This window comes from Herbiconiux gentiana, assembly GCF_024978135.1.
Classification (GTDB): domain Bacteria; phylum Actinomycetota; class Actinomycetes; order Actinomycetales; family Microbacteriaceae; genus Herbiconiux; species Herbiconiux gentiana.
The window spans coordinates 17,042-39,218 of the sequence record NZ_JANTEZ010000013.1; the positions used below are offsets into that span (position 1 = coordinate 17,042).

22 protein-coding genes and 1 tRNA gene are annotated in these 22,177 nt (G+C 64.7%); 8 read left to right on the forward strand and 15 right to left on the reverse strand.

Annotated features, from left to right (window positions below):
- Nucleotides 1-59 precede the first annotated feature (59 nt).
- The gene (locus NVV95_RS18060; RefSeq protein ID WP_259487972.1) at nucleotides 60-1,889 is read right to left on the reverse strand and encodes a glycoside hydrolase family 127 protein; all 1,830 of its coding nucleotides are present in this window, start codon (nucleotides 1,887-1,889) and stop codon (nucleotides 60-62) included.
- A 223-nt stretch (nucleotides 1,890-2,112) separates the two neighbouring features.
- Between NVV95_RS18060 and NVV95_RS18065 the strand changes: the two genes are divergently transcribed.
- Complete coding sequence (locus NVV95_RS18065; protein ID WP_259487973.1) at nucleotides 2,113-3,132, forward strand: LacI family DNA-binding transcriptional regulator; 1,020 nt, start codon at nucleotides 2,113-2,115, stop codon at nucleotides 3,130-3,132.
- A gap of 10 nt (nucleotides 3,133-3,142) precedes the next feature.
- Here the strand turns inward: NVV95_RS18065 and NVV95_RS18070 are convergent, their stop codons facing one another.
- The 4 genes from NVV95_RS18070 to NVV95_RS18085 all read right to left on the reverse strand — a co-directional run bounded on the left by NVV95_RS18070 (nucleotide 3,143) and on the right by NVV95_RS18085 (nucleotide 8,105).
- Complete coding sequence (locus NVV95_RS18070; RefSeq protein ID WP_259487974.1) at nucleotides 3,143-4,009, reverse strand: carbohydrate ABC transporter permease; 867 nt, start codon at nucleotides 4,007-4,009, stop codon at nucleotides 3,143-3,145.
- On the reverse strand, nucleotides 4,006-4,932 hold the full coding sequence (locus tag NVV95_RS18075) for a carbohydrate ABC transporter permease (RefSeq protein ID WP_259487975.1): 927 nt from the start codon (nucleotides 4,930-4,932) through the stop codon (nucleotides 4,006-4,008). Before NVV95_RS18075 ends, NVV95_RS18070 begins: the two co-directional genes overlap by 4 nt.
- 59 nt (nucleotides 4,933-4,991) lie before the next feature.
- The gene (locus NVV95_RS18080) at nucleotides 4,992-6,086 is read right to left on the reverse strand and encodes a sugar ABC transporter substrate-binding protein (RefSeq protein ID WP_259487976.1); all 1,095 of its coding nucleotides are present in this window, start codon (nucleotides 6,084-6,086) and stop codon (nucleotides 4,992-4,994) included.
- Between the two features lie 1,035 nt (nucleotides 6,087-7,121).
- On the reverse strand, nucleotides 7,122-8,105 hold the full coding sequence (locus tag NVV95_RS18085) for an aldo/keto reductase (RefSeq protein ID WP_259487977.1): 984 nt from the start codon (nucleotides 8,103-8,105) through the stop codon (nucleotides 7,122-7,124).
- Nucleotides 8,106-8,193: 88 nt separating this feature from the next.
- Here NVV95_RS18085 and NVV95_RS18090 point away from each other — a divergent pair, with 88 nt between their 5' ends.
- Entirely contained in the window at nucleotides 8,194-8,514 is a 321-nt protein-coding gene (locus NVV95_RS18090; protein ID WP_259487978.1) for a MerR family DNA-binding transcriptional regulator, read from the forward strand.
- Between the two features lie 91 nt (nucleotides 8,515-8,605).
- On the opposite strand, the gene NVV95_RS18095 is transcribed toward NVV95_RS18090, so the two are convergent.
- Genes NVV95_RS18095 through NVV95_RS18120 form a run of 6 tightly spaced genes read right to left on the reverse strand, consistent with a single transcriptional unit; the run spans nucleotide 8,606 to nucleotide 14,076 of the window.
- Nucleotides 8,606-9,286 carry an SDR family oxidoreductase gene (locus NVV95_RS18095; protein ID WP_259487979.1) on the reverse strand — a complete coding sequence of 227 codons (681 nt, stop codon included), beginning with the start codon at nucleotides 9,284-9,286 and terminating at the stop codon, nucleotides 8,606-8,608.
- A gap of 2 nt (nucleotides 9,287-9,288) precedes the next feature.
- Complete coding sequence (locus tag NVV95_RS18100; RefSeq protein ID WP_259487980.1) at nucleotides 9,289-10,122, reverse strand: SDR family NAD(P)-dependent oxidoreductase; 834 nt, start codon at nucleotides 10,120-10,122, stop codon at nucleotides 9,289-9,291.
- Nucleotides 10,119-10,955, reverse strand: a complete 837-nt coding sequence (locus NVV95_RS18105) for an HpcH/HpaI aldolase family protein (RefSeq protein WP_259487981.1) — start codon at nucleotides 10,953-10,955, stop codon at nucleotides 10,119-10,121. Before NVV95_RS18105 ends, NVV95_RS18100 begins: the two co-directional genes overlap by 4 nt.
- Nucleotides 10,952-11,824 (reverse strand): aldolase/citrate lyase family protein, encoded by an 873-nt coding sequence (locus NVV95_RS18110; RefSeq protein WP_259487982.1) that lies wholly within the window; start codon nucleotides 11,822-11,824, stop codon nucleotides 10,952-10,954. Before NVV95_RS18110 ends, NVV95_RS18105 begins: the two co-directional genes overlap by 4 nt.
- On the reverse strand, nucleotides 11,821-12,630 hold the full coding sequence (locus tag NVV95_RS18115; protein ID WP_259487983.1) for an SDR family NAD(P)-dependent oxidoreductase: 810 nt from the start codon (nucleotides 12,628-12,630) through the stop codon (nucleotides 11,821-11,823). Before NVV95_RS18115 ends, NVV95_RS18110 begins: the two co-directional genes overlap by 4 nt.
- 24 nt (nucleotides 12,631-12,654) lie before the next feature.
- Nucleotides 12,655-14,076 (reverse strand): MFS transporter, encoded by a 1,422-nt coding sequence (locus NVV95_RS18120; RefSeq protein WP_259487984.1) that lies wholly within the window; start codon nucleotides 14,074-14,076, stop codon nucleotides 12,655-12,657.
- 43 nt (nucleotides 14,077-14,119) lie between these two features.
- Here NVV95_RS18120 and NVV95_RS18125 point away from each other — a divergent pair, with 43 nt between their 5' ends.
- The 3 genes from NVV95_RS18125 (at nucleotide 14,120) to NVV95_RS18135 (ending at nucleotide 17,528) form a co-directional block, all read left to right on the forward strand.
- Nucleotides 14,120-15,130 carry a LysR family transcriptional regulator gene (locus NVV95_RS18125; protein ID WP_259487985.1) on the forward strand — a complete coding sequence of 337 codons (1,011 nt, stop codon included), beginning with the start codon at nucleotides 14,120-14,122 and terminating at the stop codon, nucleotides 15,128-15,130.
- Nucleotides 15,131-15,173: 43 nt separating this feature from the next.
- Entirely contained in the window at nucleotides 15,174-16,148 is a 975-nt protein-coding gene (locus NVV95_RS18130) for a cyclase family protein (RefSeq protein WP_259487986.1), read from the forward strand.
- A gap of 1,098 nt (nucleotides 16,149-17,246) precedes the next feature.
- A complete protein-coding gene (locus NVV95_RS18135) occupies nucleotides 17,247-17,528 on the forward strand; it encodes a hypothetical protein (RefSeq protein WP_259487987.1) in 282 nt (93 codons plus the stop codon).
- Here the strand turns inward: NVV95_RS18135 and NVV95_RS18140 are convergent.
- Entirely contained in the window at nucleotides 17,519-17,842 is a 324-nt protein-coding gene (locus tag NVV95_RS18140) for a DUF1643 domain-containing protein (protein WP_259487988.1), read from the reverse strand. The genes NVV95_RS18135 and NVV95_RS18140 overlap by 10 nt on opposite strands.
- Before the next feature lie 233 nt (nucleotides 17,843-18,075).
- Here NVV95_RS18140 and NVV95_RS18145 point away from each other — a divergent pair, with 233 nt between their 5' ends.
- Nucleotides 18,076-18,915, forward strand: coding sequence for a tyrosine-type recombinase/integrase (locus NVV95_RS18145; protein ID WP_259487989.1), 840 nt, complete (start codon nucleotides 18,076-18,078; stop codon nucleotides 18,913-18,915).
- A 25-nt stretch (nucleotides 18,916-18,940) separates the two neighbouring features.
- On the opposite strand, the gene NVV95_RS18150 is transcribed toward NVV95_RS18145, so the two are convergent.
- The 3 genes from NVV95_RS18150 to NVV95_RS18160 form a co-directional block, all read right to left on the reverse strand.
- Nucleotides 18,941-19,030 (reverse strand) — tRNA-Ser (locus NVV95_RS18150).
- Nucleotides 19,016-19,735 (reverse strand): alpha/beta hydrolase family protein, encoded by a 720-nt coding sequence (locus NVV95_RS18155; protein WP_259487990.1) that lies wholly within the window; start codon nucleotides 19,733-19,735, stop codon nucleotides 19,016-19,018. Before NVV95_RS18155 ends, NVV95_RS18150 begins: the two co-directional genes overlap by 15 nt.
- Nucleotides 19,736-19,739: 4 nt before the next feature.
- On the reverse strand, nucleotides 19,740-21,032 hold the full coding sequence (locus NVV95_RS18160; RefSeq protein WP_259487991.1) for an LCP family protein: 1,293 nt from the start codon (nucleotides 21,030-21,032) through the stop codon (nucleotides 19,740-19,742).
- 74 nt (nucleotides 21,033-21,106) lie between these two features.
- On the opposite strand from NVV95_RS18160, the gene NVV95_RS18165 reads away from it, so the two are divergent.
- Complete coding sequence (locus NVV95_RS18165; RefSeq protein WP_259487992.1) at nucleotides 21,107-21,532, forward strand: ArsR/SmtB family transcription factor; 426 nt, start codon at nucleotides 21,107-21,109, stop codon at nucleotides 21,530-21,532.
- On the forward strand, nucleotides 21,529-22,005 hold the full coding sequence (locus NVV95_RS18170) for an SRPBCC family protein (protein WP_259487993.1): 477 nt from the start codon (nucleotides 21,529-21,531) through the stop codon (nucleotides 22,003-22,005). Before NVV95_RS18165 ends, NVV95_RS18170 begins: the two co-directional genes overlap by 4 nt.
- Nucleotides 22,006-22,177 lie beyond the last annotated feature (172 nt).

Sequence of the window (22,177 nt, forward strand, 5' to 3'; positions counted from 1 at the left end):
TCGGACCGGATCGCATTTTACAAGGATCGAGGGGGGGTCCACTGTGCTCACGCTCCCATTCAGGCGGGGATGAAAATACGCATCTCGGATGAGCCTCGCTCCGCCCATTCGTGATAGCGCACGAGACGGATCGCGGCCGCATCCAGGAGCTTGTCGGGAGTCGTCGACCCGAACGGCCAGGCGCGCCCCATCGGAAGTCCGAGTTTGGTCGCGCGGATCACGACCGTGCGGCCGTCGTAGTAGGGCTCACTCGTCGTCTCGACGACCACCTGATCCAGTTCCCAGCCCTCCGGAAGATCGATGGACTCGAGGGCGAAGACCTCTGGTCCGCGCTCGAACGCCACCGTCCCCCGCACCGCGTCGATCCGACTGTCGGGAACAGAGCGGCGCACCGCGAGCGGCAAGTCGAGGATGACCTCGTCCCCGACTCCGAGATTGGGGGCGACGGCGTAACCGGGTGCGACCTCGACGGTGCCGGCAGGGATCTCGAGCGTGGCCCCTGCAGCCCAGCCCGGGACCCGGATCCGGATCGCTGCGCCGCCCTCCGGTGCATCGGTCACGATTACCCGCACCCGGCCGGAGAGAGGGTACTCGGTCTCGATCTTCACGCCGACGAACCCCGCGGGTGTCTCCGCAGAGATAGTCCCGGAGGCGAATTGGTGGACCTGAAGCCCATCGGCGTCGGTCGTCGCGACGTAGGCACCGAGACTCGCGAGCGTTCGTGCAACGTTCGGCGGGCAGCATGACACCTCGAACCAGGCCTGCCGGCCGGCGGATCCGCCGCGGATGGTGACGCCCTCCTCATTCAGTGCGGGCACGCCGTGGGCCGTTCGCTGGTGCAGTGTGTTCGCGTAGAAAAACGACTTGCCGTCCGCGCCCGGGGAGGTCGCCACGACGTTGAAGAGCGTGCGCTCGATCAGGTCGGCGTACTTTGCCTTTCCGGTCGCCAGCAGCAGTCTCCAGCTGAACATGATCGACGCCACCCCGGCGCAGGTCTCGCAGTAAGAGCGATCAGGTGGCAGCACGAAATCGTCACCGAAGGCTTCGTCCATATGGTGGGAACCCATGCCGCCCGTGATGTACGTGCGCTTGGCCACGGTGTTGTCCCACTGCAGCTCGAGCGCGTGGAGCAACTCCCGATCGCCCAGTTCCACGGCCACATCGACCGCGCCAGCGGCCAGGTAGAGCGCACGAACGGCGTGGCCGCGCAGCACTTCCGCATCCCGCACACGGACGTCGTCCTGCCAGTAGGCCGCGCCAAACTCGAATAGCGGCAGCGTCCCGGTCCCGCGACGCTCGACGAAGATCCGGGCCTGCTCCAGGTAGCGCCGCGTTCCTGTGACCCGGTACAGCTCGACCAGGGCGACCTCGATCTCCGCGTGACCACAGACCTTTTCGAGCCCGTGTTCACCGAACATGGTGCATATGTGATCGGCAAGTCGGATGGCGGTCTGCAGGAGGTCGTCGCTCCCGAGAGCTCGATTGTGCGCTACGGCCGCTTGGATAAGGTGACCGAAGCAATACAGTTCATGCCCCCATTTGAAGTCGGAGTACCGGGGGCTCTGCCACGGGCGGCCGAAGAGGGTGTGCAGATAGCCGTCAGGATCCTGAGCCGACCCGATCAGGACGACGAGTTCCTGGAGCGCGCTGTGCTGGTCCGCCTCACCGGTGCGCGCGACATCCCAGGACATTGCCTCGATGAGCTTGTAGATCTCCGAGTCGGCAAACTCGCGCCCGCGGTGGGCGTACTGGCGGCCGGCGGCTGCATCGGAGAAGTTCGTGGTCCAGTCGAGCCGGTTCACCCAGTCCACCCCGTGCGGGATCATCGCCGTCGTGTTGAGCCGTTGAAGATCGGCCCAGAACCCTGAGGTGAGTGCAACGTCTGTCACTTCGATTGGTTCGAGTCGGCCGAACGACGGAGACACGGGCGCCACTGCGCTGCGGGCGGATGTCTTGGAAGTTCCGGTAAGCACGGCGGTCTGCGCCTTTCGTTATTCGTGGAGAGCGAATCTTCAGTATAACGAAACTTCTCGCAAACGCTTTCGAAATTTGGTCTCCCCTGAGGCCTATAGTGGAGTGTCGTCTCGGGACTGGGGCGCGGGAAGGGGAGCTGTGGCCGACGCATTCAGCGGCACCGCCCCCCAACTCATCGATGTGGCTCGACGCGCGGGAGTCTCTGCGTCTACCGCGTCGAAGGCTCTCAACGCGAAGGCGGATGTGAATCCCGCCACGCGTCAGCGGGTGGAGTCGGCGGCACGCGAACTCGGCTATGTTCCCAATGCCATCGCGCGCGGCCTCACCGGTGGTCGCACCGGAACAGTCGGTGTGCTCACGAGCGATCTGGAGGGACGCTTCGCACTTCCGATCCTCATGGGAGTAGAAGACGCACTCGGCATCGATCGGGTGCTGACATTCCTCTGCGACGCTCGCGGCGATGAGGCGCGGGAGAAACGCCTGGTGGACGAGCTCGTGTCGCGACGGGTCGATGGGATCATCGTCGTCGGCAAGCAGACCGACCCTCGGCCCCCTATCGGTAGGAATCTTCCCGTTCCTGTCATCTACGCCTACTGCATGTCGGACGATCCCGCCGATCTGTCCATCAGTGTCGACAACGCCCAGGCCGGCTTCGTTGCCGCTCAGCATCTTGTGGATTCCGGCAGGTCGAAGATCGCGCACATCAGTGGTGAGGCTCCTCATTCCGCATCGCAGCGCCGCACGGAAGGGGTGCAAAAACTGCTTGCGAACCGCGGGCTAGAACTTGTGCAGCCGCCGATGTACGGCGACTGGTCGGAAGGTTGGGGGCGCGCCGCGGCAGCGATCCTGGTGCAGAGTGGCAAGGAGTTCGACGCGATCCTGTGCGGGAGCGACCAGATCGCGCGCGGGGTTCTCGACTCCCTTCTCGAGCGCGGTATCGCGGTGCCGTCTGACGTGGCGGTCATGGGCATCGACAACTGGGTGGTGCTCGCCGAGAACTCCCGGCCGGCCCTGTCGACCGTCGACCTACAGTTGCAGAAGCTCGGCCGAGTCGCCGCGACGAGGCTGTTTGAAGCGTCGAATGGCTCTAAGGCGGCGGGCGTCGAGTACCTGCCCGGGAGCATCGTGATTCGCGACTCGACCATCCCGCGGCTCTGAAGGGCGCCTGCTACTTCACCGCTCCCACCGTGAGCCCCTCCTTGAGGAGCCGGTAGGTGAAGGAGAAGAGCACGAGGATCGGGAGCGACGTGATGACCCCAAGGGCCATCAGTCCCGGCCAGTTGATGCCGTACGACGACACCTGCTGGGCCAGCAATGCACTCAGCGGGTAGTTGCCCGGCGTGAGGAAGAAGTTGACCGCGTAGAGGAACTCGCCCCAGACGATGAGGAACACGAGCGTTGCCGTGGTGGCGACGCCGTTGCGCACCACCGGCAGCACGATCGACCAGAAGATTCTAAACGACCGGGCCCCGTCGACGGAGGCCGCTTCTTCGAGCGCTGGGGGCACCGCTCGGAAAAACGGCCGCAAGAGGATGATCGCGAACGGCGTCATCAAAGCGGCGTCGGCGAGGATGACCGCGAGGTTCGTGTCAAGCAGACGGAGCCCGCCGAAGACCTGGAAGAACGGGATGACCGTCGCGGTCTGGGGCACCATCTGGAGCACGATCAGGAGACTCAGCCCGATCGTCGGCAGGACGCCCCGGACCCGCGCGAGTCCATAGGCGGCGGGGATGGCCACTGCCAGCACGATCGCGGTGGAGGTCGTGGCGATTACCAGGGACTGACCCAGCGCGGCGAGGAGCTCGGGAGTGAAGGCGGCTCGGTACGCATCGAGTGTTGGCTGAAAGAAGATCGCTGTGCTCGATCCGATGACATCATCCTTGTCCTTGAACGAGGTCAGCACGATCCACAGCAGCGGGATCACGTAGACGATGGCGAGGATGATGCGGATGGCGATGGCGGCAGGAGACTTTCGCGTGCGGCGGCGCCCGTGAGCGGTACGGGGCGTCGCGACGGTGACGGTCGACGAGCTCATTCGGACTCCTCCTTGAGGACGCTTCGGGCATACACGGCGGCGAGCGCGAGCACAACAACTACGGCGACGACGGCCGACGCCGCGCCGGCCGAGAAGTCGTACCCTACGAACGCCTGCTGGTAGCTGAGGTAGGGCAACGTCTGGGTCGACGCGCCTGGCCCGCCTTTCGTCATCACATAGACGAAGTCGAAGCTCCGGAATGCGTAGACGATCGTGAGTACTCCTAGCACGAGGGTGGTCGGCCGGAGGGCGGGCAGGATGACATACCAGAACTCCTGGCGGGGTGTCGCTCCATCGAGCTGTGCAGCCTCGAATTGCTCGTCGGGCACGTTGAGCACTGCAGCTCTGAACACCAAGGCATTGAACGGGATGACTGCCCACGCGTTGACTACGGCCACCGAGATCAGCGCATACCGCTCGTCGTACAGAAACGGGAACGAACTCAGCCCGAAGAGACTCAGCATCGAGTTGAATAGACCGTCGTCGGCGAGCAGGAACTTCCAGACGCTTCCGTTGACGACCGGCGGAAGCGCCCAGATGAACACCATCAGCCCGAGGAGGGCACCCGTGACCTGGCCGGTACCGCGGAGCGCCACGGCAGCGGCGATACCACCGATGAGGCCGATGATCGTAACGATCACCACGAAGACGAGCGTGTTGAGCAGACCATCTGTGAGGACCCCGCTGGTGAATCCGTTGATGAAGTTCTCGAGCCCGATGAAAGGCCAGTCCCTGTGGAGGTTCTGCACCTGTACATCGCTGAGTGAGAGGCGGAGCAGTTGCACCAGCGGGAAGACGGCCAGCGCCGCCAGAAACACCCCCGCCGGGAGGAGGTACCCCCATCTGGACCTAACGCCTCTCCTCCGCCGGTGGCGGAGCGACGACGATGACCTCGTCGGTCGTGAAACCCTCGTGTCTGTCATCGTCGACGCTCCGTTCTCATGGTTCGGCCTTGACGCCTGCGGGTCGGGCTCGGACGCCGTCAGTCCTTCAGGAGGGGTTCGAGCGTCGTCATGAAGTCATCGGCCGCTTGCTGAGGCGACGTCTGGCCACCCAGAGCAGCACTCCACGCCTGCCCGTTCGCTGTGATAACCGCCTCGTTGTTCTCAGAGGGGATCACGGTGTCAGGGAAGGGTGCGCCCTGTGTCGCGATCGCCTCGGCGAACTGACTCAGGTACGGGTCCGCAGAGATCGACTCGTCGGCCGAAGCGTCGGTGCGCGTCGGAAGGCTGCCGACCTGCTTCAGAGCCTCGAGCTGTCCGGCCTGGCTGTAGAAGGTGTCTTCGAGGTACTTCCAGGCGAGGTCGGGATTCTTGCTGAACGCGCCGACGCCCTCGGCTTCGCCACCCAGATAGATCCTGCCTCCGTTGCCCACCGGGAGTGGCACGACGCCGTAGTCGAACTTGGCATCGCTAGCCAACGCGGACAGCTGCCAGTTGCCATTCTCCGCGAACGCGGTGGTGCCGTTCATGAACTCGGAGAAAGGCACATTCTGGTCCCACGTCGGTACCTGGGCGGAGAGGAACCCGCTGTCGACCCAGCCACGCACGCGCTCGAACCCGGCAGCCAACGCATCGGCCTGCGGATCGTCATAGCTGAATCCTTCAGCAGTGAGCCACGGGTAGGCCTGGAAAGCGCCCTGCACGTCGGGCTGGCCGGCCAAAGTGATTCCCTGGTAACCACCCGCCAGGGCCGTCGCCATATCCTCTTCCAGCTCGTCGACCGTGGTCGGCGGCTGCAACCCGAGGGCGTCGAGGATTGTCTTGTTGTAGTAGAGACCCAGCGTGTTAACGTATCCTTGCGCGGCGTAGACATCTCCGTCGACCGTCGTGACGGCACCCTCCGCGATCTCGGATGCTCCGTCGAAGGCCGACCATTTCTCGGTCACCGGGGCGAGGACGCCGCCGGCGATGAGGGTCGTAGCGCTGTAACCGTCAAAGACGACGACATCGGGCCCGGTTCCGGTACCCGCGGCGGCGATGAGCTTCGAATTCAGCTGATCCTGCGGAACGTACACGTTCTCCACGGTGACCCCGTCGTTCGCGGCTTCGAAATCGGCCTTGTACTGGTCGAGCATGGCGTTCTGATTGTCAAGGCTGTAGTAATGCCAAACAGTGATCGTCGCCGCGTCACTCGCCGAGCCCCCTCCCCCTGCGGGAGCACATCCCGCGAGAGCGAGACCGACGGCGGTACCGATCGCAACGATGGCTGCGATCCTGGATCGCTTGATCTGCGGGCGTGAAGCGATATGCATGTCCAACTCCGTTGTCTGAGGCGAGCTCCGGTGAGAGCTGTCGGGTCCTACCCCGAAAACGCATGCTGTCCGTAAGAGAACAAGACGTCAACCAAGGCGCTTGGGAGTCTATATCGAAATCTACGAAAGCGCATTCGAAACGCGCATCACTGCTCCGTCGGTTTTTTACGAGAGCGTCTGCGAAGTCGATTCGATCTTCTGTAGAGGCTGGGTCGAGTCTTCACCAAGCGCTTGCTCGAAATGGCGGGTTGGCTTGTGTGCGTGCACGCGAGTCTGGAATTGCCATCGGCACCGAGCTCGTGATCGTCAGGTGCGACGGCATCCCCTCTCTCTCAGAGACATCGACGCTCCCTGTCGACGATGCACCTGCCCTGGATCGAAGCGGCCGAGGTGGCACTCTGTCTCGCCAAGCATCAACGATCCGACGCTCGTTACGTCGCACTCCAGGGCTATCCGCTGCTGCGCTCGTCCACGCCGGAACACCCTCGAACTGACCGCCTGACGACGGTGAGCTGAATGCCGCAAACACTGCACTCCTCTTGACCGGATCCGGGCCCACGCACGCCCCTGGCACCCGTTTCAGAGCCTCTCCCATCCGGAACGGCGTCGATGTGATCGGAATTTTGAGGCCTCTCTTGCTCGACGACGAAGGGTATCTTGACCTCAAGCAGCCCTCCCCGCACCGGATAGCGTCTACAACAACGACGACGACCGCGGACACCCGCATGCTTCATCTAGTTTCAAGAGCGACGAGGAATTCGATCCGCGTACAGCGCCTATGGCCACGTTGTTGCTGCGTATCATTCCGAACCGCGCCGCGACATCATTCGCCGTGTGCTGCGCTGGCTCACCTGCTGACTATCCGCGGTCTCGCGACATCGCCGCCTCGGTGTTGCGCGTGCCGGTGGCGGCTCCGTGCGGGGAGACCACCTCGATGCGGGCGAGATCGTCGGGCGTAAGTTCGACGTCGGCCGCCGCCACGTTCTCGGTTATTCGGCTCGCCTTCGTGGTACCCGGGATCGGCACCGTGCCGGCCTGGATCAACCAGGCGAGCGCCAGCTGCGCCGGAGTGACGCCCTTCTCCACCGCGATCGTGCGGAGCGCCTGCACGATACGCAGGTTGGCTTCGATGGCCTCGTCGGAGAACCTCGGCAGGTTGCGACGCGCATCCCCCTCGGGAAGGTCGTCCTTGCGCGTGAGGGTGCCGCCGAGTATGCCTCGACCAAGCGGGGAGAACGGCACGAATCCGATGCCGAGTTCCCGAGCGGTCTCGAGCACGCCGTTGTGCTCGGCATCGCGCTCGAACAAGCTGTATTCCGATTGGATCGCGGTAATCGGGAAGGCCCCGTTAGCCCGGCGGAGGGTCACGGCCGAGGTCTCGGAGACTCCGATGTGGCGAGCCTTGCCGGCGATCACCGCTTCGCCCATGGCGCCGACGGTGTCCTCTATGGGGACGTTCGGGTCGGCGCGGTGCAAATACCAGAGGTCGACGTGGTCGGTGCCGAGGTGCCGGAGCGATCGATCGATCGCCCGTCGCGCATGTTCGGGTGAACCGTTCAGGCCCAGGGGCGATCCGTCGTCGTCGAAGTCCACCGCGAACTTCGACGCCAAGACCACGCGATCCCGGTCGCGGCCGAGAGCGCGACCCAGCAACTTCTCGTTCTCGAACGGCCCGTACGCCTCCGCGGTGTCGAACATTGTGATGCCGACGTCGAGCGCTCGACGAATCGTCTCCACCGATCCGACATCAGTGGCACCGCCGTAGAAGGCACTCATGCCCATGCACCCGAGCCCCAGCGTCGAGGTCATCAGGCCCTGCGAGCCCAGTGCTGTCTGCTTCATCTTTACGTCTCCATCCTCTGCGGGGTGATCCACCCGGGATCAGGGTTCACCCTGGTGCGCACACCATGTCAAATGGGAGAACGGCGGCATGCTTCTCTCCGACGTCCCCTCCGTCGAAGCCGTCACGATCAGCGCCGCTGCCGATCTGCTGGGTGTCTCGGTGGACACCATCCGCTATTACGAGAAGGAGGGCATTGCTCCCTCCCCCGCTCGCGGGCCGGACGGCTGGCGCCGCTACGATGCCGCGGATTTGCCCTGGCGCGCGGGCGTGATCATGCTTCGGGGCACCGGCATGAACGTCAGGGAGATGCGGGAGTATGCCGCCGCCCACCACGCTGGCGCCCACGATGAAGAGCGATCTGCACTCCTCGAGCGGCATCACACCGTCGTACTCGCGCAGCATGCTTAGCTGCGTCGACACGTCGGATCACTCGAGCGCAAGATCGAGAGCCACCGCACCGCGATCGAGTCTCGTCTAGCCGGCAGAAACGAACTCCGGCTCAGCGGCGGCCTCGCGTCATGAGTTCCTGAATGGGGTTTCGATCCGGTGTCATCACGCCCGCCGCCCAGAGCACCGACATCGCGGAGTGTCGGTCTCCGCTGAGACCGCCGTCGATGTCGAGCTCGGCACCGCTGATATAACCGGCATCGGATGAGGCGAGGAACGCCACCGCCTCGGCCACCTCCCCGGGGTGCGTGAGCTCTCCCACGGCCCGCTGCAAGGGGATGGTCGGCAACGACTCGGTGAGCTCCGCATCGGCGAGCAGGATGCCCGGCAACACGATGTTGGAACGAACACCACGATCGCCGTGCTTGACGACGACCGCTCGGGAAAATCCCTTCAGCGCCCCGATCGCCGCACTGAGCGGCACCGGGCCCGACCGGAAGGTCTGGCCGATTGACGGTGCCACGATCACCAGGGAGCGACTGACAGACTCGTCCGGCGACAAGGATGCCACGGCCCTGGCAACCCCGTCCAGCAGCTGCTTGACGTATTCGCCCGCCTCTCCGGGAGGCAGCTCGAGCTCGGCGGGCGACGGCGCAAGGAAGACGGCGACATCGGCCGCGCCTCCGGGTGCGATGATCTGAGCACCTTCTCGTTGCAGCGCGCGGATCGTGGCAGCACGCAACGCGCCCTCCGATCCCGTCACGCTCGCGAAGATACCGGAAAGTCCATCCACTGTCACAGCTCCTCTTCCCGAGGGCCGAACAAGGCGAGTTCGGCCGAATAGTCCTGAATAGTGGTGGGGAAGCGCACCGATTTGCCACCGTCGATGGTGATCTCCGCTCCCGTGATGTTGGAGGCACGGTCGGAGGCCAGGAACGCCGCGAGCGCAGCCACATCGGAGGCCGCCCCGGATCGGGTCGGTGACTCCGGCCTGCGAAAGGGGATCCGGCCCATGTAGTGCTCTGACTGCCCCCGCGTGAGCCCGGTGATGATGAGCCCGGGAAAGACGGTGTTGACCCGGATACCGTAACGGCCGAGCTCGACTGCGGCGGACTTTCCGAGACCTCGGAGCCCGAATTTCGCCGCCACATAAGAGATGAGTCCGACGTCTGCTTCACGGCCCTGGAGCGAGGAAATGTTTACGATCGAACCACCCCCGGCGCTCCGCATCACGGGCACCACCGCCTTCATCCCGAGCAGGGGACCATGGAGGTTTACGGCGAGAGACCGGCTCCAGTCGGCCTCGTCGTACTCTTCGATGAAGCCACCTCCGTGGATTCCGGCGTTGTTCATCAAAACCGTGACCGGCCCGAACACCTTCTCGGCGTAAGCGACCGCGCTCGTCCAGGCCTCGCCATCGGCGACATTGAGTTCAAAGAAGCGGGCGTTTGCACCAAGGGATGCGGCGAGTTCCCTTCCCGGCGTGACGTTGACGTCGGTGAGAAGCACTTTGGCGCCGTCGGCGATGAATCGCTCGGCGGAGGCGGCTCCCATACCCGAAGCCGCTCCGGTGATCAGGGCGACTCTTCCGGCGAGAGCGCCGGAAGAGTCGGGTTCGCTCCCAGTCACGACCCCACCGCCGGGGTGGAGTCGTGCTGCGCCAACGCGGCAAGGGACGACCGCAGGCCGTCGAAGATCACTCCGCGATCGCTGACAACGGTGACGATCCGGGAGCCCGATTCGTCGAGCGCCCCGAACTCCCACTCCGCCGAGGCAGTGACGTACTCGATCCCCGCCGCCCGGCAGGCGTCGACCACGCGGTCGTGGTAGCGCCGGAGTTCCGGGTGCGAGACGTCCGCATCCAGACCCAAGGCCATTCCCAGATCGAACGGCCCGTAGACGAGGCCGTCGAGTCCGCCCTCACGTGCGATGACTTCGACATTCTCGACGCCTTCGATGTCTTCGATGAGTCCGAACACCAGCACATCGCTGTCCGCACGCCGGTAGTCGTCGGTCCAGTCCGTACTGATGTGTCCGACGGAGCGAACCGAGGGACAGGCTCCACGGATGCCGAGCGGGCTGTACCGCACGCTCGCTGCGATGGCTCTGGCCTCGTCGAGCGTCCGCACGTGCGGAACCATGATTCCGGTGGCTCCGAGATCGAGCACCCGCTGGATGAAAGACGGGGCATGGTCGGCGACACGCACGATGGAATCCAACCCGGTGGCATCCGCGGCACGGATCAGGTCACGGATGTCCGACAGCCCGAGCGAGCCGTGCTCGGCGTCGATCCAGGCGTAGTCGTAGCCGAGGACTCCGGCGATCTCGACGAAATCGGGGGTAGGCAGCTGCACGGCGAAGCCGTAGGCGCGCTCGCCTGATTCGATCTTGGTGCGGATGTTGCGAGGACGGGTTTTCATGAGCGTATCTGCCCTTCGTTTCTGAAATGCGGCGCGAGTCATCGGCCGACGATTAGTCGCTGCTGTCGTGTGAGTGGGGCTCCGCCGAGGGCTGGGGGGCCAAGGGTGAAGAACGCGCGGGCCCCCTTGGAAAAATCGCTCTCGAGATCGTCGTACTGATTGACGCCGACAGGGAGGCCAAATTCTTTGCCGGCGGCGAGGATCGCGTCGAGTCCGTCTCGGGTGCGGACCGGGTCGGAATAGGAGAGTGACAAGTCACCTCCGCCTGCCCAGAGCATGGCTTTGATACCTGCCTCGGTGAGCTGACGCGCGATATCGCGCACATTTTCGACGCCGCGGTAGCTCTCGATGATGAAGATCAGGAGCAGTTCGCCCTGCGGGTCGAGACCCCACACATCCGATCTGGCGACGTAGTCCTCGACGTCGAGGCCCCAATACCGGGCCGGCACTGCGGGACTGAACCCGCGACGGCCTTCCGGGAGGTAATCCGGCGACGCCGGGGCCTGCGCATAGCGAGCCGCCGCTACGGCATGGAGCGCCTGTTGCGCGGTCTCGATGTGCGGGAACATCAACCCGGCGACTCCGGTGTCGAGCACCTGTTTGATCACCCATTCGTTCATCTCGCGACCGGCCGGCGGGAGGCGCGGGATGACCGGTTTGATCGCCCGTCTCCCGCCGGCGGCGAAGTCGGCGGGGTCGATCAGGTTCCAAAGGAATTGCCGCAGCTGGCCGAGGTCGTAAGGCTGGTGCTCGAGGTCGTAGAGCAGGAAGTCGTAGTCGCTGGCCTGCACCGAAGCGGCGGTCTGGTAGTCGGCTCCGATGCCGTAGTAGTTGACCCAAAGAGTGAAGAGCGCCGCATCAGCCTCGAGGTGATCGAGCAGCGGATTGAGGTGCCCGCCCAGCTCGGTCACAGCGCAGACACCCGGTGCGCGCCACCGTCGACGCTGAGCAGCTCGCCGGTAACGTACCGGGAGAGGTCGGTGGCGAAGAATTCGATGGCGCCGACCATGTCATCCGGCGTGCCTAGTCGTCGCAGCGGCACCTTCTCGTCCTGGTCGCTGGTGCCGATCCCTCGCGCTTTCGCGGTGGCGATTACGCGTCCTGTGCGGATCAGTCCCGGTGCCACAGCGTTCACTCGCACGCCCTCAGGGCCAAGTTCCACGGCGAGCGACTGAGTCAGCGAGACGACGGCAGCCTTCGCGGCGACGTAGATTGCATAGGAGCCGTCACGGCTGCCGAATACACCGAAGGTCGCGATGTTGATGATTGAGCCACCGGGCTTGGTGATCATTGGCGCCGCTTCCTGACACAGATAGAGCGCGCTGTAGAAGTTGGCGTCCATGAGCTTCTTCGTGTCTTCGTCGGGTGTGCGGGTGAGACTGCTGCGGTCGGGCGGCGTGATGGCGCCGCCGGCGTTGTTCACCAGGATGTCGAGGCGACCGAAGGAGTCAATGGCGGTTTGGACGGCGGCGTGTGCCGCCTCGCGCGTCGAGAGGTCGCCCTGAACGCTGACCGCGTTCCCGCCGGCGGCGCGAATTTCTGCTTCGACGGACTCTTCGACCTCTCCCCAACTCTTTCCGGACTCGAGGTTGATGTCGGCGATGACGATGTTGGCGCCGAGTTTGGCGAGATGGTGGGCGTACGCGCGGCCCATACCCGCCGCGCTTCCGGTGACCAGGGCGACTTTTCCTGCAAGCGGCTGATGGGTGGTTGTCATTGTGGTGCTCCGTTTCTCCTGGATTTATCGGTTTGCTGCGGGTGCCGCTGTCGAGCGCAAGCCATCGGCTCTCTCCGCTTTGAGTTGCTGATGTGCGGCTCGGATTCCGATGACCGGGCCGAACATGACGATGATGGCCATGACCACGGCGACGATCGCGAGGTACACGAACACGCCCTGAACGGCGAAGGCGGCGATGACGGCGGCGATGATGATTCCGCTGAAGATTCCGGCGATACGGCCCACCCCATTGGCGAAACCCGCCCCTACTCCGCGAACCGTGACGGGGAACATCTCCGGCACATAGGCGTACATGGTTGCCGAGACGACCTGAGAAAGGAGGTTCGCGAGGAATCCGGCGATCAGGAGCACGGGCACCGAGTCCACGAAGCCGATAGTGAGATAGCTGACGGCCATCAGGATGACGGCCAGCGCGATGCTGACCTTCCGCTCGATCCGGTCGATGAACAGCAGCGCTACGAGAGCCCCTGCCATGGTGGCGAAAGAGAGGATGAAAGAGAACGTGAGTGCGTCCGTTTGGGGGTAACCTCGCTCGATGAGGATCGTTGGAAGCCAGGAGCCGAAGCCGTAGTTCAGCAGGATGAGGCAGCAGAACGCAAGCGTGGCCACGAGTGTGCGGGAGATGAGATTCTTGCGGAAGATGTCCAGAATGGAGCTCTTACTCCGAGCTACCACGGTGGGCACGATCTTGAGCTCCGGGAGCGGTCCGCGCTTTGCCTCGTACTGGGACTCGTAGATTCGCAGCTGTGCGTCCGCCAGGTCGCCTCGTCCCTTAACGGCCAACCAGCGAGGAGACTCTGGGAGATATTTCAGAGCGAACGCTGCCGGGATCAGGCCGAGGCCGCCCACGATGAACACGACATGCCACAGACCGAGCGGAACGAAGATACGTCCGACCAGCGCGATGATTGGTCCGCCGATGAGACTTATGCCGAGCACGAGTGCCATGACGCGCCCGCGGAAGGGCTTCGGGAAGGTCTCTGAGACAGTGACAAGGATCGCACCGGTAGCCATCTGCAGGCCAAATCCTGTGAACAGCCGCAAACCACCAAGGATTTCAGGGGTGGGCGCGAGCGCGCTGGCAAGCGACGCCAGCGAGAAGATCAGTACACCGACCAGCACGAGCGGACGCCGGCCGAACCGGTCGGCGAGTCGACCTCCGATTACGCCACCGAGAAACATGCCGATAAACGCTGTCGAGGCAAGCAGACCGATTTGCTCAACGCTGATGCCCCAGTCGGCGATCAAACCGGGGGCGACGTATGAGAAGGATGCGAGATCGATGATGTCGAAAGTGAACACCGAGATGAGAAGCACAATCAGCACGATGTGCTTTCGCGTGAGCGCGGGGATGCGGTCGAGTCGTGCAGTGATCTCTTCCGGGGTGAACGACCTGCCTGCGGGCAGATCAGGTGCTTGGGCCACGAGACTTCCTTGTCTTTTGGGGGTTGAGCAGGAGCAGCTTTGATTGGACGATAGATCCGAAGAGGCATCTCTCACTTCGGCCCTGCAGAAGTCCGCTTCGGCAGATTGGAACGTCTTGCAGTTCACTCATCTGGAAACATTCCTTGCAGTCATTGAGCACAAATCGTTTGCTGCAGCGGCCAAGAGCCTGTTCATCGCGCCATCCCGAGTGACCGAGCGGGTGCAGCAACTCGAAGCGGAGCTGAACATCACCCTCATTGACCGCTCGAGCCGCCAATTGGCGGCCACCCAGGCCGGCCTTGCCCTCATCCCACGAGCTCGAGCTGTCATTCGGGAATTCGAAACCATTCGCACGCTATTTCCTGAAGACTCGGCGCCCCGGCTACGTGTCGGAATGCGCTCACTCCCGCTGGAGCTCCTCGAGGAACTGAAGTCGGCTCTCGAGTCAGCCATCGGCAGGCGGGCTATCGACACGTTGCCGCTGGACTCGGCCACCCAGACCCAGCTCCTACTGACTGGGCGCCTGGATTTCGGATTCGTGTGGGTGCAGCCCCCGCCCCCGCTGCGCTCTCTCCGGGTGATCACAGAAAGTCTCGCCGTGGTCGTCCCGGCCAACCGAAAGTTCTCGGCGCTCGAACGGGTGGCCCCCGAGGATCTGGCCGGGCTGAAGTTGGCTTCCACCGTCGACCCTTTGACCGTCCCGGCCGACCTCGGACCTTATCTCGATTACCTGCCGCGTTGCGATCGGGTCAACAGTGCCGTCCTCGGCGGCACCCATCTTTTGGTCTCCAGCGGAGAGCACTGTGCCTTCGTCCCAACGAATTCCAATGAACATTTTCTGCTGTCACCCGAAACCCGGCGGAACATCCTCATCAAGCCGCTTCTCGAGCCCGCTCCCGTCTTGACGACGTATCTTGCCTGGCATCGGGAGACAGAGGGCACCGCCGCCTTTCAACCCGTCGTCAGCGCGGTGACCCGCATCTTCGATCTGCGCCCGCTTGTCGTCGATACCGCGATTCCGACCGAACGTTCTGTTTTCACGAACGACAGCTGACCGGGCGCGCATACCGTTGGAGACACAATCCAACGGAGGAACTGTGGCCACGACATCCGGTCTGACGACGAGCACTATCGAGCGCTATTTCAATGAATTGTCCAACTGGGGCCGGTGGGGCGAGGACGACCGAAAAGGCACGCTGAACCTGATCACGCCCGACGTCCGCCGGCACGCACTCGCAAGCGTGCGCACGGGTCGCGCAGTCTCGCTCTCCCGAGACCTGGACCCGTCGAACCCCGACCCCGTGCACTCAGGAATCGCAGCCCTTGAACGCACCACCCATGCCGGTGAAGTCAAACGAACCTTCGGGGAAGGGGTCCGTTGGGATGCTGCTGGGGAAGACATTCACGTATCCCCCCACGGCGGAAACGCCCACCTCGACGGCCTCGCCCACTATTCCTGGGACGGCAGGAACTACAACGGGTTCCCTGCCGACGCAACCACGGCGGAGGACGGTGCGACGAAGCTGGCTGTGCACCATGCTGCCGAGGGCATCATCACCCGCGGCGTACTCCTCGACATCGCGGGTCTGTTCGGCGTCGAGTTCGTCGAGCGCGGCTACGCGATCACCACCTCCGACCTGGAAGCCGCCGAGAAACGACAAGGTGTTACAGTGCGATCCGGTGACGCCCTCCTCATACATACCGGAAACGCGGCGGCGATAATCGCCAACGGTCCCCTTTACCTCGGTGAGACGAAAGGACCCCTGGACGGCGTGCAGACCGGCCTCGACGCCTCTGCGCTCCCCTATCTCCGGGAACGGGACATCGCGATCATGGGAGCCGACGGGACGCACGACGTTCAGCCGCCGCAGTTCTCCGACTTCAACTTCGCCCGCCCGATCCACAGCGTCACTCTGGTGGCTATCGGCCTCTGGCTGATGGACAATCTCGATCTCACCGCACTCACCGCCGAATGCACCGAAGCTCAGCAATGGGACTTTCTCTTCACCGCATTGCCCTGGAGGTTCGTCGGATCGACCTCGAGCCCCCTCAACCCCGTAGCGGTGCTCTGACAACGCGGCACGCAGCTGCTCCGGCCGGAACAACGAAAGACTTGCACGGGGAGAGGCGACGAATGGTTAGGTCCCAATTAATCTGAGCCAACTGGCGCAGACGCGAACCCTCTCCCCGTGCAACACCCCGACAATCCGGGGGTTCTCACCATGACATGGATGAGCCGCCGCAGCGAAGTCATGGCCCTCGCGGATCGGGTCTTCCCACGCAGCTTTCCATCTACTCGAAGTGGTGATCGACGTAGCGACGTACGGGCGAGGCATCGACTGGGGCTGATCGCCTATCGGATCGAGCCAAGCCCTTGCCGATGAATTTGGCACGACCAGAGGTTGTCCTCACCGGGTTATTGAAGCACCTGTAGCGGCATCTATATGTGATACCTCAGAGGCGGTAGCCTGAGCGGCACAATCCTGACCGGAGCGATGAGCCGGCAGCTGAGGGGGACATCAGATGGATGCTAGCGAGCTGCCACGAATACACCGAGATCTATCGTCAGTGGGATGGTCGGTTAGTCGCGGCTCGGCCGACGAGGCAGCGCGAATCGTGCAACTTGACCAGAAGTGGCGAAAGATCCAGAACAGCGCAGGGGCGAGTCGCCAGTCCACCGTCTTGCGACCGATGACCCAAGCGGAGGCACCACCCCGGTCTCTCAGCGCCGTGTACGGCTTGAGCGTTCAACCGTTGCATACAGATGGAGCACATCTGATGGAGCCGCCAGACGTTATCCTGCTGGCGTGCGCGGCGACGAGCGCTACTGACACGGTCATTGTGGCGCCCGACGCCTGGCGGATGCCAGAGGCTGTCCGGACTGGAGTCTTTACAGTCCAGGGCCCTAAAGGGAAGTTCCTTGCCTCGGCCTATGAACGCGCCTTTCGTTTTGATCCGGTTGTTATGCGCCCATCCGACCAACACGCGCGATCGACCATCGACTACTTTGCGGCAGCCCGCATCACAGCACACCAGCACTCATGGGCTGAGCCGGACACACTGCTCTTCATCAACAACAAGAGGTGCCTCCATGCACGGAACGCGATACATGAAGACGATGCTGCTCCTCGTCGCGTTATCCGATATGCCTTTCGAACTGAAGTCGCCTCATGAATCCTTTTGACGCGGACGGCCTCTGGATGAAGGCTCGACTGTTGATCAACCGCGCCCTGGATCCGCAGCGCGACTTCGAGGAGCAGGCTTTCTGGGCATGCGCTGCATTGGAGCTGGTCGGTAAGGCAGCTCTAGCTCACGTGTCGCCACTTTTGGTTGCCAATCCCAATGACGACGGGAAGAGCCTGCTCGTGGCGACGGGCGCCGTGGGTTCGACAGACGCCACGCAACAAAGGAAGAACCGATCGAGCGGGACTAGAGCCAGCGCCTACCTATAGTGCGCCGTCGAGAAAGGCTTAAGCGGCTCAGCGGCCTTCACATACAGAGGATGATGTGGATGGCCGACCGCGCTGACAGGGCCGCGCGAAACCCACTCGCTCGCAGCCAGTGCCGGCAGGTCAAGGATGTCTTTGAGTAACACCCGCAGGAACTTTCGCTCCTCGATAATTGAGCCCCAGGCCGCCCAAACCGTCTGACTTTTTCCGTTGATGACATCCGAAATTTGCCGCTCATTTTCCGCTTTTAGCAACGGGTCAAAATTGCGGTGGATGCCACTCGGTTTGGTTGCACGCTGGGCATAGACGTTCAACATGACGAACCACTAAGCGCGGTTTCAGAACAAAGCGCGACGCGGATCTCTACCTTGCTTCAGTCGAAGTATCGAAGGCAAAGGGCGAGTACATCGAGGTGTCCGCGGCGCGCGAGCGAATCGGAACTCTTGGCGGAGTCTGGCTAGCCAATCAAACCCATCTCAAACCATCTTCACTTCGGCCCGTCGAAGTTGCATGGCGAGTGCACGTGGAACCCGTGTGGGGGCAGGTGGCGGTGGGCGACATCCGGCACAGCGACGTTCAAAGCTGGATCAGCAAGCTCAGTGCCGAGAAGGGCGCAACAACCGTCCTCCGTGCCTATGGAGTGCTGGCAGGAATACTCGACGTCGCGGTGAAGGACCGGCGCCTCGGTAGCAATCCGGCGCGAGGCGTGAACCTCCCGCGCAAGATGAAGAAGAAGCACGCCTATCTCAGCCCCGGGCAAATCTCAGAACTCGCCGAGGCGTCCGGCGATCGGGCGCTACTGGTTCTGGTCTTGAGCTACACCGGAATTCGATGGGGTGAGGCCGCAGGATTGCGCGTGCGAGACGTAGACCTCTCGAGACGACGGATCAATGTCACAGAGAACGCTGTCGAGGTTGGTGGTCGTATAGAAGTCGGAACCCCCAAGTCTCACAAGAAGCGATCGGTTCCATTCCCGAACAGTCTCACTCGTCCGCTCCAGCAAGCAGTAGGCGGCAAAGATCCAGCTGACCTCGTCTTCCCGGGCGCAGACGGCGACTACATGAGACGCACTCGGGTCAGCAGCGGATCTCGCTCCTGGTTCAAGTCAGCACTGTCGACAGCTGACGTGCCCGCAATGACCATCCATGATCTGCGCCACACCGCCGCAAGCCTGGCAGTCAGCGCAGGAGCGAACGTCAAAGCGATACAGCGGATGTTCGGTCACGCTTCCGCAGCGATGACGCTCGACGTCTATTCCGACCTGTTCGACGACGACCTCGACGACGTTGCTACACGCCTTGATCACATGCTTTCGGTAACGAATGTGGTCAAGATGTGGTCAGATTCGACCCGGAAACAAGATCAGACCCCCGCCGATCACTTTGTTTAGAGGGATCTTCGAGGGTCTGGGAATGCGGAGACGGTGGGATTTGAACCCACGGTACCCTTGACGGGTACTCCACCTTAGCAGGGTGGTGCACTAGGCCGAACTATGCGACGTCTCCTTGGCTTTCGCCTGTGCCATCATAGCCGACGGTTCGCACGAAGTCGGCCACCGCATCCGCCGCCGTCGCGAGGTGCTCGGCGTGGGTGTGGCCCGAGAGCGTCGCGCGCGGCTTGAACTCGTGCTCGCCGTCGTCGAGCCAGGTGAAACGGATGCCCGCCGGCAGCCCGTACGCCGGCACCTCCTCGATCGTGCCGAACGGGTCGCGCGTGCCCTGGCAGACGAGCGTCGGGGTCGCGAGCGAGAGCAGGTGCGCGGTGCGCAGCTTCTCGGGCCGACCCGGCGGATGGAACGGATACCCGAGGCACACCAGCCCCCGCACCTCCCCCGCCGCCCGGAGCTCGTCGGCGACGAGGCTGGCGACGCGGCCGCCCAGCGACTTGCCGCCGATCACGAGCGGGCGGGCCTCCGGGGCGGCGGCGAGCACGGCCGCGACGGCGGCGCGGTACTCGTCCATCAGCGTCTCGGCCTTGGGCGGCGGCCTGCGGCGGCCGTCGGGGCCGCGGCGGGCGGCCATGTAGGCGAACTCGAAGCGGGCGACGCGGATGCCGCGGTCGGCGAGGAGAGCGGCAAGGCGGTTCATCCACTCGGAGTCCATCGCGGCACCCGCGCCGTGGGCGAGCACGAGCAGCGGGCCGTCAGCGGGGCCGCTCCAGAGGAAGGCGGGAGGGGTGGGCGAGGCGGGCAGGGTGGGCGAGTCGGGCACGGGGCTACTCGTTCCCCACCGAGCAGGTGTAGTCGGCGGCGGTCTGGCCCTTGACGGAGTCGGGGAGGAGCGTGGATCCGTCGGCGAGCACGGTGCCCGGCGCCGGCGCCGCCGGATCGACAGGCGCCGCGGGGTCGATGGGGGCGGTGGGATCGGCGGTGGCCGTCGGCGCGGCGGGGGCGGCAGCATCCGGAGCCACCGGCGCAGCCGGATCGACGACCGACGCCACCCCGCCCGGAGCCGCCACCGCGACCGGCTGATCGGCGAGGATGGCCGCGAACAGGATGTCGGCCGCCTCGGTGTCGGGCGCGACCTTGCCCTCGGGCACCCAGTCGGCGTAGAAGTTCGGGTAGGCGACGAAGGTGACCTTGGCGAGGTCGATGTCCTTCAGAGCGAGCGCGATCGAGACCATCGTGTCGGGCGAGGCGAGACGGTCGGAGAGGGTCATGTTGCTGGCGGCCGCCTTCGCCAGGCCGTAGAGCTTACCGAAGTCGGTGAGGGTCGAGTCGCTCTTCACGGTGCGCACGAGCGACGAGAGGAAGACCTGCTGCGAGGAGATGCGGCCGATGTCGCTGCCGTCGCCGACGCCGTGGCGGGTGCGCAGGAAGCCGAGCGCATCCGCCCCTTTCAGCGGGTGGGTGCCGGGCTCGAGGTAAACGCCGGTGTAGGGGTCGTCGATGACGTCGGCCACGCAGACGGGCACGCCGCCGACCGCGTTCGACATCTCGATCACGCCGTTGAACTGGATCTCGGCGGCGAACGGGATGCTCAGCCCGGTGAGGCTCTCGACCGTGAGCACGGTGCAGGCGAGGCCGCCCTGGCCGAGCGACTCGTTGATCGGGGCGGTGTAGCCGCCGCCGCCGGGGCACTCGGGGAGGTCGACGACCAGGTCTCGGGGGAAGCTGACGACGGTGGCGCTGGAGTGGTCCTGGGCGATGTGCATCAGCATGGTGACGTCGTTGAGCTCGGCGCCTTCGTCGTCGCCGTAGGCGTCGCCCTGGCCGGTGCGGCTGTCGCTGCCGACGAGCAGCAGGTTCACGCCGCCGTCGATGGCCGAGATGGCGGGGGCGGCGACCGGGCCCTCGGCCCCGGCCGCTTGGGCGTCGGCGGCCGCCTGGTCAGAGACGAGCGAGACGGTGCGGATGCTCCGCGTGACGTCCCACGCGGCGTAGGCGCCGAGGGTGACGCCGCTGACGGCGAGCACCGCGACGGCGGCGAGCGCGGTGGTGGCCACGGCACGGAGGGGATGGGGACTGCTCTGGCGGCCGTGGCGCGCGATCGGCGTCTTCTTCGTCATGAGGCGGTCTCCTTTGCTGAATTGTGGCACAGGTGTATATTCAATGTATTGGTTGATAAAGCGAGAGGTTGAGGATGCGCGGCGACACGGATGACGGGCTCGACCGGGCGTTCCTCGCCCTGGCCGATCCAGTGCGGCGCAGCATCATCGCGCGGCTCAGCCGCGGGCCCCAGACCGTCGGCTCGCTCGCGGAGCCGTTCGCGATCACGGTGCAGGCCGTCTCGCGGCACATCCGCGTGCTCGAGGAGGCCGGGCTCGTCACGCGCAGCCGCGACGGGCAGCGCCGGCCGGTGCACCTCGAGCCGACGGCTCTGGAGGCGGTCACCGCGTGGATCGACGGCTACCGGCTCGAGCACGAGCGGCGGTTCCGGGGGCTCGATGCGGTGCTCCGGGCATCCGTCGCCGTGCCCGCCTCGCGCACGCCGGATTCGCGCACGCCCGCCTCGCGCGCGCCCGCCTCGCAGACGGTCGATTCGCACACGAAGGAGAAGGACGCATGACCCACCCCACCACCATCACCGCCCCCGAGGGGCTGCCGTTCATCGAGATCGTGCGCGGATTCGACGCGCCGGTCGCGGCCGTCTACAACGCCTACGCCGACCCGGTGCTCGTGGCTCAGTGGCTGGGGCCCGACGGGTACGAGGTCGATCTGGAGACGTACGAGCTCGAGAGCGGCGGCCGATACCGCTTCCTGCACACCAACCCGGCCGGGGACGTGTTCGCGTTCCGGGGGTCGTTCCACACGGTGCGGCCCGAGGAGCTGATCATCCAGACGTTCGAGTGGGAGGGGCTGCCCGACTCGGTGTCGCTCGAGACCGTGCGGTTCTCGGCTGGTGCGGGTGGGGCGGGCACGGTGATCCGGGGGTGGAGCGTGTTCCCGAGCGTGGAGGCACGGGACGGCATGGTGCAGAACGGCATGGAGCGCGGCGTCGTCGAGGGCTACCGCCGCCTCGACGCGCTGCTCGAGGGCTGACGGGGCGCGCTCGCGCACTCCAGGTTGCCGCCGGCCGCTCGGCGGTCGGCCTGCGTGCGCGTGCGCGCGGTGGCCGCCGCGCTGGGGCGCGGGCGCGCGGGCGCGCGGGGGGTCGCCACCCGGTCCTCGGGCATGCAGAGCGACAAGTACGGCGACATCGCCGACATCGCCC